The sequence below is a fragment of the Vreelandella stevensii S18214 genome (assembly GCF_000275725.1).
In the GTDB taxonomy this organism is placed as follows: domain Bacteria; phylum Pseudomonadota; class Gammaproteobacteria; order Pseudomonadales; family Halomonadaceae; genus Vreelandella; species Vreelandella stevensii.
Map to the genome: position 1 here is coordinate 48,325 of NZ_AJTS01000014.1, position 13,050 is coordinate 61,374.

At 57.8% G+C, this 13,050-nt stretch carries 14 protein-coding genes and 1 tRNA gene; 2 read left to right on the top strand and 13 right to left on the bottom strand.

Annotation, left to right across the window (positions count from 1 at the left end):
• From HSS18214_RS0102310 to HSS18214_RS0102335, 6 genes are all read right to left on the bottom strand, one after another.
• The gene (locus HSS18214_RS0102310) at positions 1-360 is read right to left on the bottom strand and encodes a P-II family nitrogen regulator (RefSeq protein WP_016913694.1); all 360 of its coding nucleotides are present in this window, start codon (positions 358-360) and stop codon (positions 1-3) included.
• Positions 350-1,138 carry a Na,Li,K/H(+) antiporter subunit UmpB gene (gene umpB, locus HSS18214_RS0102315; RefSeq protein ID WP_016913695.1) on the bottom strand — a complete coding sequence of 263 codons (789 nt, stop codon included), beginning with the start codon at positions 1,136-1,138 and terminating at the stop codon, positions 350-352. The genes HSS18214_RS0102310 and umpB overlap by 11 nt, the downstream gene beginning before the upstream one ends.
• Positions 1,135-1,902: a DUF1538 domain-containing protein gene (locus tag HSS18214_RS0102320; protein ID WP_016913696.1), complete on the bottom strand. Its 768-nt coding sequence runs from the start codon at positions 1,900-1,902 to the stop codon at positions 1,135-1,137. Before HSS18214_RS0102320 ends, umpB begins: the two co-directional genes overlap by 4 nt.
• A gap of 103 nt (positions 1,903-2,005) precedes the next feature.
• On the bottom strand, positions 2,006-2,134 hold the full coding sequence (locus tag HSS18214_RS19635; protein WP_016913697.1) for a hypothetical protein: 129 nt from the start codon (positions 2,132-2,134) through the stop codon (positions 2,006-2,008).
• Complete coding sequence (locus tag HSS18214_RS0102330) at positions 2,131-3,339, bottom strand: MFS transporter (protein ID WP_016913698.1); 1,209 nt, start codon at positions 3,337-3,339, stop codon at positions 2,131-2,133. Before HSS18214_RS0102330 ends, HSS18214_RS19635 begins: the two co-directional genes overlap by 4 nt.
• Before the next feature lie 63 nt (positions 3,340-3,402).
• Entirely contained in the window at positions 3,403-4,794 is a 1,392-nt protein-coding gene (locus HSS18214_RS0102335) for a GntP family permease (RefSeq protein ID WP_016913699.1), read from the bottom strand.
• A 295-nt stretch (positions 4,795-5,089) separates the two neighbouring features.
• On the opposite strand from HSS18214_RS0102335, the gene HSS18214_RS0102340 reads away from it, so the two are divergent.
• Entirely contained in the window at positions 5,090-6,436 is a 1,347-nt protein-coding gene (locus HSS18214_RS0102340) for a Na+/H+ antiporter family protein (protein ID WP_016913700.1), read from the top strand.
• 71 nt (positions 6,437-6,507) lie between these two features.
• Here the strand turns inward: HSS18214_RS0102340 and HSS18214_RS0102345 are convergent, their stop codons facing one another.
• The 4 genes from HSS18214_RS0102345 to HSS18214_RS0102360 form a co-directional block, all read right to left on the bottom strand.
• On the bottom strand, positions 6,508-7,242 hold the full coding sequence (locus HSS18214_RS0102345) for an RNA methyltransferase (protein ID WP_016913701.1): 735 nt from the start codon (positions 7,240-7,242) through the stop codon (positions 6,508-6,510).
• A gap of 110 nt (positions 7,243-7,352) precedes the next feature.
• Complete coding sequence (gene groL, locus HSS18214_RS0102350; RefSeq protein ID WP_016913702.1) at positions 7,353-8,996, bottom strand: chaperonin GroEL; 1,644 nt, start codon at positions 8,994-8,996, stop codon at positions 7,353-7,355.
• Between the two features lie 58 nt (positions 8,997-9,054).
• Positions 9,055-9,348: a co-chaperone GroES gene (locus tag HSS18214_RS0102355; protein WP_016913703.1), complete on the bottom strand. Its 294-nt coding sequence runs from the start codon at positions 9,346-9,348 to the stop codon at positions 9,055-9,057.
• Positions 9,349-9,577: 229 nt separating this feature from the next.
• Positions 9,578-10,060 (bottom strand): FxsA family protein, encoded by a 483-nt coding sequence (locus HSS18214_RS0102360; protein ID WP_016913704.1) that lies wholly within the window; start codon positions 10,058-10,060, stop codon positions 9,578-9,580.
• A gap of 160 nt (positions 10,061-10,220) precedes the next feature.
• On the opposite strand from HSS18214_RS0102360, the gene HSS18214_RS0102365 reads away from it, so the two are divergent.
• Complete coding sequence (locus HSS18214_RS0102365) at positions 10,221-10,982, top strand: SDR family oxidoreductase (protein ID WP_016913705.1); 762 nt, start codon at positions 10,221-10,223, stop codon at positions 10,980-10,982.
• A 59-nt stretch (positions 10,983-11,041) separates the two neighbouring features.
• Here HSS18214_RS0102365 and HSS18214_RS0102370 read toward each other — a convergent pair whose 3' ends face one another.
• From HSS18214_RS0102370 to HSS18214_RS0102380, 3 genes are all read right to left on the bottom strand, one after another.
• Positions 11,042-12,010: a hypothetical protein gene (locus HSS18214_RS0102370; protein ID WP_167538916.1), complete on the bottom strand. Its 969-nt coding sequence runs from the start codon at positions 12,008-12,010 to the stop codon at positions 11,042-11,044.
• Between the two features lie 55 nt (positions 12,011-12,065).
• Complete coding sequence (locus tag HSS18214_RS0102375; RefSeq protein WP_016913707.1) at positions 12,066-12,695, bottom strand: hypothetical protein; 630 nt, start codon at positions 12,693-12,695, stop codon at positions 12,066-12,068.
• A 178-nt stretch (positions 12,696-12,873) separates the two neighbouring features.
• Positions 12,874-12,958: transfer RNA gene (locus HSS18214_RS0102380), tRNA-Leu, on the bottom strand.
• Positions 12,959-13,050: the final 92 nt, after the last annotated feature.

Genomic DNA, 13,050 nt, shown 5'->3' on the forward strand with positions numbered 1-13,050 from the left:
TCACTCCCTGTCTGCTGGCTGACCAAGCACCTCGGTCAGTGATTTGATTTGATGCTGTACGCCCACGGCATCTTCAACGTCTATCTGAAACGCGATGCCAGTGCCTGGTGTCTCATCGAACTGACCTACCTCCGCGATGGACTCCAGAATGAGTCGGCTAATATGCTCTTCGGTCAGGAACAGGAGCACGTCCCGCTGAGCGGTGATTTCCATGCCAAAGATGCCGCGTGCTTTTTTGAGTCCTTCGCCCCTGGCATTATTGATGACGGTCGCTCCCGTTGCGCCCGCATCACGAGCCGCCTTGAGGACATCATCGGTCAAGTCGTCTTCAACCAGTGCTACGATGAGTTTAAAGCGCATTACGTTTTCCTTCGTTGGTTAACCTTACGCTGAGTCTGCGGTCTCTCCATTGAGCGATTTGGGCATAGCCCATCACCGTGATGATGGGAAACAGGCAGGCCAGCGCAATCATCCCAAAGCCATCCATGAGTGCGCTTCGCCCTGGAATAGAGGAAGCCAGACCAAGCCCGAGGGCGGCGATAATAGGAACTGTTATTGTAGAAGTCGTCACGCCGCCGGAATCAAACGCGAGCGGAATGATGCTTTTTGGCGAGCGCAACGTTTGCAAGATCACCAACGTGTAGGCACCCAATACAAACCACTGTAGTGGCCAGCCCATGACAATACGCCAGGCCCCTAGCGTGATGCCGAAGGCCATGCCAAGTGCGACGGCGAGGCGCAATGTAAACGGTCGAATGGTGCCGCCGGATATTTCTCCAGCTTTGATGGACACTGCAATCAGCGAGGGTTCGGCGATGGTGGTGCTGGCGCCAATGGTAAAGGCAAAGATGTATACCCAGTAATAGTCGCTCCAGTGGCGCTGGGCGCCATCGGCGAGCCCGGGGAGAAAGTCGGGATTGGTCAGCTGGCCGGCCATGAGCTCTCCCATCGGAAACAGCGCTTGTTCCAGACCCACCAGAAAAAGTGATAATCCTACCCAAACCATGACAAAGCCCACGATGACTTGCGGCAGGCGTTTCACACGTTTGCGGATGACAAGATATTGAAAACCAAAAATAATCGCGGCGATAGGAAAGATATCGAGTAGCGTACTCCAGAGCGTAATAAGCAAATTCATGGATTGATCCCCTTGACCAAATCGAGTCCAAAAATGCCAAAGAGCAACACAAAAATAATCGGCATGACGGAGGCGAAGGCAATCAAGCCAAAACCATCCAGCATGGGGTTGCGGCCCTTGATACTCGAGGCGAGACCGACTCCCAGGGCCGTTACCAGCGGCACAGTAATCGTCGATGTTGTGACGCCCCCAGAGTCGTATGCAATACCGACGAGTTCGCTGGGTGCAAAAAGGGTCAGCAGCATGACCAGCGCGTAGCCGCCAATAATCATCAAATGCAGCGGCCAGCCCTTGAAGATGCGCAATACGCCAAGCATGACGGCGGTGCCTACCGAGCAGGCAACAACCATTCGTAGCGTGAAAGCAAACGAGGCTTGTGACTCACCGGTGTTGGCAATCAGGCCCCCTGCAGCAACCACCTCGCCTGCACGAGCAGCCACTGCAATCAATGCTGGTTCAGCCACGGTGGAGCCAAACCCCAGAGCAAATGCGAACAGCAGTAGCCAGGCGATCGAGCCCTTGGCGACAAAGGCTCGAGCGAGGTTTTCTCCTAAAGGAAAAAGGCCAAGCTCCAGCCCTTTGATGAATAGTGTCAGGCCTACCACTACAAACAACAAGCCTATGATCAAGTCCAGGAAAGCCAGGCTTGCGGGTAGCGGCTGACCGATCACGACCAGCTGAAAAAAGGCCATGACAGCCACGACGGGCAGCAAATCCCGGAGGCTGTCTTTAAATTGATGAAGCAGTGAAGTGACGATATTCATGAAGTCTGGGGAAGTCCGTAAACGTCAGGGCAATGACTTGATATTAATCAAATGATCATGAAGCAGGCCTGATATGGCGCAAGCTTTGGGTCGAAAATACCGTTCAACACAAACGACTGCCCATCAACAGCAGGCCAGCATCCAGCGTGTGCCACCCCCACCAGGCAAGGGCACTTCCCCCGGCGATGATCAGTACCGTCAGCAGCGCTAGCGAAAGGGTTTGTGGTGTCATGGTATCACCTTCGTGGGAGTGGCGCGTGCCAGCGGTTTTTCGCTGATGAACCAGTGCAAGGCGGCGGCCACCACGGAGAGCACGATGGCGATTTGCCAGACGGTATCGTAGTGACCGGTCATGTCATAAAGGTAGCCGCCTAGCCAGACGCCCATGAACGACCCCAACTGGTGGAACAGAAACACGATGCCGCCCAGCATGGAGAGGTGTTTGACACCAAACACCGACGCCACGATGCCGTTGGTCAGTGGCACGGTCGAGAGCCACAGCAAGCCCATGGCGATACCAAACGCGTAGGCACTGTAGGCGCTGAGGGGCGCGACCAGAAACGCGGTGATGACCACGCCTCGGATCAGGTATAGCCAGCTGAGCAAGCGCGGCTTGGACCAGATTCCTCCTATCCAGCCTGCCGTATAGGTGCCCACGATGTTGAACAGCCCCACCAAGGCCAGAACGGTGGTACCCACTTGCACGGCAAGCCCGTTATCGAACAGGTAGCCCGGCAAGTGCACGGCAATGAACACCACCTGAAACCCGCACACGAAAAAGCCCAGGCAGAGCAGCCAGAAGCCTTTTTGCCCGGCGGCTTCGTTGAGCGCGTCGCGCAGGCTCAGGTCGCCCAGCGCATGGGGGCGTGGGCGATCCTTGAGCATGGCGCCCAGCGGAATCATCACGGCGGCAATCATGCCCATGGCCAGCAGGGCCGCCGACCAGCCCAGCCACTCGATCAGCCCCAGCGTGCCCGGCAGCATGGCGAACTGGCCAAACGAGCCCGCCGCACTGACGATTCCCATGGCCATGCTGCGCTTTTCGGCAGGCACCGCCCGCCCAACAGCGCCCAGGATCACCGAGAAGGTCGTGCCAGAGAGGCCGATCCCGATCAGCAGGCCAGCGCTCAGGGTCATGCCCAACGCGCTGGTGGAAAGACTCATGAAGCACAGCCCCAGCACGTAGAGCACGCCCCCGGCCACGATGATTCTGGCCGCGCCGAAGCGGTCTGCCAGCGCGCCGGTGAAAGGCTGTGCCAGGCCCCACATCAAATTCTGAATGGCCAGCGCCAGGGCAAAGACCCCGCGCCCCCAGCCAAGCTCACTGCTCATGGGTTCGAGGAACAACCCGAAACCGTGGCGCAGCCCCATCGCCGTAGAGATGATGAGGCTGGCCAGAAGAATCAGCAGCAGGGAGGAGTGTCGTGTAAGGGCCATGACGGGTCTCGTTGTTGTTCGCTGGTTAACACGTTAACCAACTATCGCATGGCTTACGCGGCTTTAGAAGCTTCCAAACAGCGTGCCCAGCGTAATCACGCTGATCAACGCAAAAATCGGCAGCACGATAGTGACCATGGCCACGTTGGCATAGGACTGGCGGTGCGTCAGCCCGCAAATGGCCAGCAGCGTGATCACCGCCCCGGAGTGGGGTAGCGTGTCCATGCCGCCCGCCGCCAGGGTCGCGACACGGTGCATCAGTTCGGGATTGATCCCCGCCTGCTGTGCCATGGCCAGGTACTCATCACCCAGGGTTTGCAAGGCAATCGACAGGCCGCCCGATGAGGAGCCGGTAATGCCTGCCAGCACGCTCATGGCTACGGCTTCGGAAATCAGCGGGTTGCCGGAAACGTTGAGCACGGCATCACGGATGATCATGAAGCCTGCCAGGCTGGCAATCACTGCTCCATAGCCCACTTCGGAGGCGGTATTGAAAATTGGCAGCAGCGAGCCAAAGCAGCCCTGGTTGATGGTGTTTTTCAGATCCTTCCAATGATTCCAGCGGGTAATGATCAGCCATGCCGAGGCGCTCAGCAGCGAGATCAGGATCGCCCACAGGCCAGTCTGGCGGCTGGGGGTGATGTTCTCGAAGGCGTCGCTGATATAGCTCAGATCCATGGCGGGGAAAACGCCATAGGTAAACAGCGCGTTCAGGCCGATGACCATGATCAGGGGAATCAAGGCCACTGCCAGGGGGAGCGTGGGGGCGGGCGAGTCGTCCTGCTGGGGGTCGACTTCACGCTCGGTATGCGTGCCATAGCCTTCGCCGTTGGCCGCCGCCTTGCGAACCCTGGACTGCAGATAGTAGGTGCCCAGGCCCAGCATGATAAGCCCGGCAATGATGCCCAATCCGGGAGCCGCAAAGCTGTTGGTGCCAAAGTAAGGAATGGGAATGGCATTCTGAATGGCTGGGGTGCCTGGCAGGGCCGTCATGGTAAAGGTAAAGGAACCCAGCGCGATGGACGCAGGTATGAGCCGCTTAGGCACATTGGCCTGACGGAAGAGCTCACGGCTGATGGGATAGATGGCAAAGGCCACCACGAACAGTGACACGCCACCGTAGGTCAGTACGGCACAGGCCATGACCACGGTCAGCACCACGTGATGCGTGCCCAGCCGCTTGACGATACCGTTGGAAATGGACTGCGCGGCACCGGAGTCGGCCATCAGTTGGCCGAACAGGGCGCCCAGCAGGAACAGCGGAAAGAACTGAGTGACGTAGTTACCCAGCGCCCGCATGAAGGTGTCGGTGTAAATGGGCAGCAGCAGGCCGCCATCACCGGAAAGCAGGACTGCCAGCGACGCCATGAGCGGTGCCAACAGCAGCACTGAGATGCCTCTGTAAGCCAGTAACATCAGCAGTATCAGGGAAATGAGAATGGCGAAAATGTCCATGCAGGCTCCTAAGACATTGTTAAATTAGCAGTGCCGGTCATCAATGAAGGTCCCGATACTAGGAGGATTGTTGCATAGCAGCAAGAGCGCTGTGACTAAAGTCTTAGCCGCTGTGCCAGCGTACTCGGGGATCAGATAAGCCTGATGAAGGGCGCGCTATCTGCTAAAATCCGCCGCCTGGTTTTAAAGGCATGGTTTAAAAACCTGGTTTTAAGTGCCTGGTTTCAAGAACTTGGTTTTAAGAACCTGGTGAAGACTTCGTATTAAAGACGTTCCATTAGCTCTGGATATCTCCATGAATGCAGTCATTCTTGCAGTGCTCGTGATGGTGACGCTGTCACTTCTTCGTGTGTCGGTGGTGTTTGCCCTGGTGGTAGGGGCCCTGGTAGGAGGGCTGGCGGGTGGACTGTCGCTGGATGACACGCTCAGCGCTTTCAATGATGGTGTGGGAGGCGGTGCCCAGGTGGCGTTGGCCTACGCCACGCTGGGGGCCTTTGCGGTCGCTATTTCTCGCTCCGGCCTGCCGGATTTGCTGGCCACGCGGTTGATCAAGCTGTTGGGTAAGGAGGCCACGGCAGCGCATCAGGCGCGGGTGAAAATGCTGCTGCTGGGCGCCGTGTTGCTGGTGGCGATTTCTTCTCAAAACGCCATCCCGGTGCATATTGCGTTCATTCCCGTCCTGATTCCGCCGCTGCTGGTGGTCATGAACCGCTTGCAGCTGGACCGCCGCGCGGTTGCCTGTGCGCTCACTTTTGGTCTGACGGCACCCTATATGCTTCTGCCAGTGGGCTTTGGGGCCATCTTCCTGAACGACATACTGCTGGCCAACCTGAATAGCGCAGGGGCGGCGGCGGGGCTCGACATCACTCGGGGCATGGTGCCCATGGCCATGGCGATCCCCGTGGGCGGAATGGCCATCGGGCTGGTCGTCGCCCTGCTGTTCAGCTATCGCGGTCAGCGCCACTACGCCGCCAAGCCGCTGGCCGCACCTGCGGGTGAGCAGGCGCATACGCCCGCCGAGCCTCATATGCTGGGGTTGGTCATGTCGGGGGTCGCCATCGTGGCTGCGCTGGGCCTGCAGCTGTATACCGGTTCCATGATCGTGGGCGGCCTGGTGGGCATTGGCCTGCTGTCATTGGGGGGGATTTTCAAATGGCGTGAGGCCGATGATCTGTTCACCAGCGGCATGCGCATGATGGCACTCATCGGTTTCATCATGATTTCAGCGGCAGGCTTTGCCGAAGTGATGAAAGCCACGGGGGATATCGAGGCTCTGGTGGCGGGCGCCTTCGAGCTGTTTGGTGACAATCGCGGCCTGGCTGCGCTGGTCATGCTGCTGGTGGGACTGTTCATTACGCTGGGCATTGGTTCATCGTTTTCTACTATTCCGATCATTGCCGCCATTTTCGTCCCATTGGCGATTCAGTTCGGGTTTTCGCCCATGGCCACCGTGGCCTTGGTGGGCACCGCGGCGGCATTGGGCGATGCTGGCTCACCGGCATCGGACTCCACTTTGGGGCCCACTGCCGGCCTGAACGTGGACGGCCAGCATGACCATATGTGGGATAGCGTCGTGCCGACCTTCCTTCACTATAACCTTCCGCTGATTGCGTTTGGTTGGCTGGCGGCCATGTCGCTTTGATCTGCGCATCATCCGAAAAAGGCCGCCAAATGGCGGGCGGCCTTTTTTGTCTGGCGGTTGGCGTGCGCTGCTTACTGTTTGGGCAGGTGTGCCTCGAAGGCGCTCAGTAGTCCACGGAGTAGCGATAATTCCTTGCGGCTTGGCTGGGCACGTGAGAACAGTGCCTGCAACTGCTCTTCGGTGCGTGCGTGGGGCTGGGTCAAAAAACCGCTCTCGTGCATGAGCCGACCCAGGTGCTCCTGGAAGTAGCCAAACTGTTCGCGACTGGGCGGCGCCGCTTCCAGGGGCCGTTGATAGACGAAATCACTGTCGTCGCGCCGTCGCCAGGCGCGATGCACTTCATAGGCAAGAATCTGCACGGCTTGCGAGAGATTCAAAATGCCGTAATCCGGATTGGCCGGTATGCTGACCTGGTGGGTGCAGCAGCGGATCTCGTCATTGGTCAATCCGGAGCGCTCGCGGCCAAACACCAGCGCCACAGGGGCTTGATGGGCATTGACGATGACCTGACGTGCCATGTCATCCGGTTCGTCGAAGTGGGGGAGCGGCATGCTGCGTAATCGGGCACTGGCCCCGACCACTTGAACGCAGTCCTGCAGGGCGTCTTCCAGGGTGCTGACGCAGCGTGCGTTGTCCAGCACATCGGTAGCGCCCGCCGCCAGTCGAGTGGCCTCTTCGTCAGGAAAAGCACGTGGGTTGACCAGCACCAGCTGGGTCAGGCCCATGGTTTTCATGGCGCGGGCGGTGGCGCCAATATTGCCGGGATGAAAGGTGTGTACCAGCACGATACGAATATTGGAAAGCACGGGACGTCGAACCTGAAAGCTGCCAAGAAGAAAGGGGATGGTAACACGCAAAGAACCCCGCCGAAGCGGGGTTCTGAAGGACGTTTTACGTCAGAGCGAGGTGGTGGGGCTCACATCATGCCGCCCATGCCACCCATTCCGCCCATGCCACCCATGTCCGGGGCAGCTTCTTTCTCTTCCGGGTCGTCGGCGATCATGCACTCGGTGGTGATCATCAGGCCCGCAACGGAACCGGCAGACTGCAGCGCAGTACGGGTCACTTTCGCAGGGTCGAGTACACCCATTTCGAACAGGTCGCCGTATTCGCCGGTCTGTGCGTTGTAGCCGAAGTTGCCTTCGCCATCTTTCACACGGTTGATGACCACCGCAGACTCTTCACCGGCGTTGGTGACGATCTGACGCAGCGGCGCCTGCATGGCACGCAGGGCCATGTTGATGCCGTGGTTCTGGTCTTCGTTGTCACCGGTCAGGCCTTGTACCTTGGCCATGACGCGTACCAGCGCCGTGCCGCCACCAGGTACCACGCCTTCTTCGACGGCAGCGCGAGTAGAGTGCAGCGCGTCTTCGACACGTGCTTTCTTCTCTTTCATTTCGACTTCGGTAGCTGCGCCTACGCGGATAACGGCAACGCCGCCTGCCAGCTTGGCAACGCGCTCTTGCAGCTTCTCTTTGTCGTAGTCGGAGGAGGTGTCTTCGATTTGCGCGCGGATCTGATTGACGCGTGCTTCGATATCACCTTCTGCACCAGCACCGTCGATGATGGTGGTGTTCTCTTTGGTCATGGTGATGCGCTTGGCAGTACCCAGGTGATCCAGGTTTGCCTGCTCGAGGGTCAGACCGACTTCCTCGGAGATGACCGTGCCGTTGGTCAGGATAGCGATATCCTGCAGCATGGCCTTGCGACGATCACCAAAGCCGGGTGCCTTGGCAGCCGCTACCTTGACGATGCCGCGCATGTTGTTGACTACCAGCGTGGCAAGCGCTTCGCCTTCGATGTCTTCGGCGATGATGGCCAGCGGCTTGCCTTGCTTGGCAACACCTTCCAGCACCGGCAGCAGCTCGCGGATGTTGGAGATTTTCTTGTCGACCAGCAGGATGTAGGGGTCTTCCAGCTCGACCGCCATGGTGTCCTGATTGGTGACGAAGTAGGGAGAGAGGTAGCCACGGTCGAACTGCATGCCTTCGACGACTTCCAGCTCGTCTTCGAAGCCGCGACCTTCGTCAACGGTGATGACGCCTTCTTTACCTACTTTCTCCATCGCTTCGGCAATGATCTCGCCAATGCGCTTGTCGCCGTTGGCAGAGATGGTGCCTACCTGAGCGATGGATTTGGTGTCGGTGCAGGGCACGGACATGGCCTGAATTTCCTTGACGGCAGCGGTGACCGCCTGGTCGATGCCGCGCTTCAGGTCCATCGGGTTCATGCCAGCCGTCACGCCTTTCAGGCCTTCTGCAACGATGGCTTGGGCCAGCACGGTAGCGGTAGTGGTACCGTCACCTGCGGCATCAGACGTCTTGGAAGCGACTTCCTTGACCATCTGAGCGCCCATGTTCTCGAACTTGTCTTTCAGTTCGATCTCTTTGGCGACGGAAACACCGTCTTTGGTGACGGTCGGGGCGCCGAAGGACTTGTCCAGCACCACGTTGCGGCCTTTCGGGCCTAGCGTGACCTTGACGGCGTTTGCCAGGATATCTACACCACGCGCCATGCGTTTACGAGCGTCATCAGAGAACTTAACTTGCTTAGCAGCCATGTTCGTTACTTCCTAAATTGAAATTGAACGATGAACGTAAATGGGTAGCCGAGGCGTCTTAGCCTTCAACGACCGCCAGGATATCGGCTTCACTCATGATCAAAACTTCTTCGCCGTCGATTTTTTGCTTCTCGACGCCGTAGCCGTCCTTGAAAATCACCGTGTCACCCACTTTGACATCCAGCGGGCGAACGTCGCCGCTTTCAAGAATGCGACCATTACCAACTGCCAGGATTTCGCCACGCGTGGGCTTTTCCTGTGCATTGCCCGGAAGCACGATGCCGCCAGCGGTTTTCTGCTCTTCTTCCACGCGACGGATCACAACGCGATCGTGCAAAGGACGGATATTCATGCTCACGTTCTCCTGAGTAGTGTCAAAGCCCCTTGGGGCCATTAGCTTGAAGGAATTTCCGTGGGCAGCACCCGCGGAAAGCGAAGGCCTGTTGCCTTCATGTCAATGGTAACGCCATCAGGCATTACCGAAGTTGTGTGCTGACTCAAAAGTGGGGGCTGGTCACTGCCTTTCAAGGGGGGCGCCATAAAAAAATTGCGGATTATCAGTGCGCCTGGCCTGCTTCTGTTCACTGCCTGCGAGAAGACTCATCCTTGCTGATGAAGTCTCCTTCCAGCGGCCCCTCTGAGGAGGACGAACCAGGCTCGTGCTGATGGGGTGGCTCACGCTCAGGGGCTGGCCCTTGACGGGTGGCCAGCGAGGCCTTTACGCCTAGCCAGGCCATCAGCTTCAACAGCAGCTGCCGCGCGCTGGGAAGCAGGCACGCAATGCCCAGTGCATCCGAGAGAAAGCCGGGCGCCAACAACAGGGCGCCACCAAAAATCAGGGCCGCACCTGTGAGCACTTCCTGGGACGGGATTTCTCCCATCTGCATACGCTGGCGAGCACGCGCCAGGCTGGAAACTCCTTCCTTGCGAATCAAGTGCAGCCCGATAAACCCCGTGCCTAGCACCAGTGCCAGCGTCGCCAGAAGCCCGATCCGGCTTCCCACGGTAAAAAGAAGCACAAAGTCCAGTAGCGTGAACAGGGAAATAAAGAGAAGAATGGGCATGACCGACTCCAGAACAGGCGTAATGAGTCAATATGGTGTCAGAATTATAAAAAATAATCTGCATTGCCTGCAGCGAGCGCAAGCGTTGGCCAAGTCGATTTTTTGCTGACGGCTATCTATGCTGCAATGCACAATCCCTGATTTCGAAAAGGAGAGACGCATGCAGTTGAATGAGCAAGTGGTGGCGATTAGCGGAGGCGCCCGCGGGTTGGGGTTTGCCATGGCAAAACATCTGGGCGCACAAGGGGCGCGTCTTGCCCTTCTCGACATGAGCGGCGAAACGTTGGACGAGGCTGTCTCGAACTTGGCGGCGGCCGGTATCGAAGCGCAGGCGTTCGTGACCAACGTGGCAGATGAAGCCTCGGTGCAGCAGTCTTTCGCCGACATTGCCAAGCGTATGGGCGCGGTGAGTGGTTGTGTCAACAACGCCGGTATTACCGATGACAGCCTGCTGGTGAAAGCCAAAGAGGGAGTAGTGGAAAAGCGCATGTCGCTGTCTTCCTGGCAGCGAGTGCTGGATGTCAACCTGACAGGCGTTTTCTTGTGTGGCCGAGAAGCGGTCACCCAGATGATCGAGGCCGGTCAGCCGGGTGTTATCGTCAATATTTCGAGCATTTCACGTGCGGGCAACATGGGGCAGAGCAACTATGCGGCTGCCAAAGCGGGCGTACACGCGCTGACGGTGACCTGGGGCAAGGAGCTGGCCCGCTATGGTATTCGTACCGGTACCGTGGCGCCGGGGTTTATCGAAACCGATATGACGGCCTCCATGCGTCCCGATATGCTGGAACGCATTGCCAGCAGCGTGCCGTTGAAGCAGCTGGGGCAGCCCGAACATATCGCACGCAGCGTCGCGTTCATTTTCGAAAATGACTACTTCACGGCCCGGATCATCGAGTGCGATGGGGGGTTGAGGCTGTAAAAATCGCGACTTTGGGGCTTTGACTGGCGTGGTCAGCGCCCCAAGGGCTTCAGGACCATCTAGAAGTGAAAATAGTTGCGATGTATTTCACGCTGAAAATACATCTCGAGGCGCAGCGTCATGGCCCAGCGAGGGTCGTAACTGTCTTCTCGCTGGAAATGCAGCTCCGGTATGACATCGCCAAACAGGATGCCCTTGTGAATGTCTCGACGGTAACGCGTCTGCAGATAGTAGTTGGTCATGCGCGGATTGGAGGCGCTTTCGCCTATCGCCAGGGCCGAGTAGCGAAGTGCGCTGCGCCGGTCGAGGCGCTGATTCAGTTCAGCAACTTCACTGAATTCCAGCGTATCTTCCTCTTCCCGCCACTGCAGCGTGCTGATGAAACGCAGGTGGAGATCGTCTGCCAGGGGGCGGCCAATGTCCCAGGAGGTACGTGCTGAGTAGCCTTCATTATTGAACCAGGAAACGCGGTTGTAGGACTCAAGCTGCCAAGGCCCGTCGCCTATATCCCACAGCCGTTCACTGGTGAATCGGACGTAGGGGTCCAGTGGCATGCGCAGCCTTATACCTGCACCCACCCGGTTGCTCCAGTTTTCGCGTTTGTCACGCCGTTCCAGCCAATCAAACCCAAAGGTGGAGGTGCTGCGATCACGCTGGTCGTTATACAGACGGCCTGACCCCTGGTCTGCCAGAGTGCCTTGAGACTCTTCAGGATCACTCTCGATGATCAGTCGCAAGCGATCTTCCGTGGTCGGCAGGTCAATCCGGTAGCGCAGGCTGATGTCGCCACTGGTGCCGTCACCCTCCATCCAGTCCAGCTCTTGCCCCAGTCGTAAGTAAGAGTCGTTGTGCGCCGTAGCTGAGTCGTCGCCACCAAAAAAGGCATCGATGTTGCGAGAGGTGTTATCTACCCAGTTCCCAACGCGGGCACGAAAGGGTTCAACCCGCTCTTCGGCCCACTCGGGCAAATCGCTGTTCGTTTCATCAGCAAGCAGACAAGTGGCCGTAAGCATCACGCTCAAGCACATGGTGGTAACGGCGAATCTCATCATCGGCTTCCCTGTTCATTATTGATCGAGTGCCTCATTGCGCTTTGTGCAGCTCAATCTCTTTTGCCCACTCTACAACGCGTTGACGGTCACGGCGACTGTTCATGTGCTGCGTATCCAGGTGAAGCGGCACCAACTGACGTGTTGGCTCTGCCTGGAGCGAGAGGTGGGCGCGTCGGGCAGCCCCTACTGGCATATCCTCCGAGCCATAAATGGCGATGACGCGTATCTCCAACGTCAGCGTCTGCTCGCGCAGTAATGCGTCATCCAATTTCCAGTAGCGCGTCAGTTGCTGGGCGATCGAGCCAAACGTTTGAATATGCAGGTAGTCGCCAGAGGGCAAGGGGCCTTGATGGGTGCGATAGCAGGCTTCTTCTTCCTCACCGCTTTGTTGCTGGTACTCGACGATATCCAGCGGGTAGGAACCTTCTGGAGTGTGCAGCACCGCCACGAGGTGCTGGATATAAATCGCTTCGCTGCTCATGTTGCTGATCAGGCAAAGCGCGTCGGTGCCTACTCCCTTGCCACGATTGACGATGATGCGGGGTCGTCGTTGACGAACGTAACCGTTGTAGAGCAGCTGCGCGTAGAAAAGCCAGACGAACAGAGTGCACACGCTGGCCACGGCAGAGATCGCCTGAGCGTGATCATTGAGCCATTGCATAGGTTGAGATCCTTCTCAATTGCCATCATGAGTCAACTGCAAAGATAGCGGAAGATGAACTGCATGCCAGCAGCAATCAATAATAGAGGGCTGGAAACAAAAAAATTCGGTTAGCATGGCGCTACCGAATTCTTGATCTTGCGCTAGCGGTAAAGAGTACCACACGACAAGTTGTGATTGGTGCGGATGGGGAGACTCGAACTCCCACACCTTGCGGCACTAGAACCTAAATCTAGCGTGTCTACCAATTCCACCACATCCGCAGAAGACGCTGCGTATACTACCAATAAACGTATGAATGTCAATGCAATCATCCTGTTTTAAACCAGTTGGCAGAGGAGGTGGCTATGCGAAT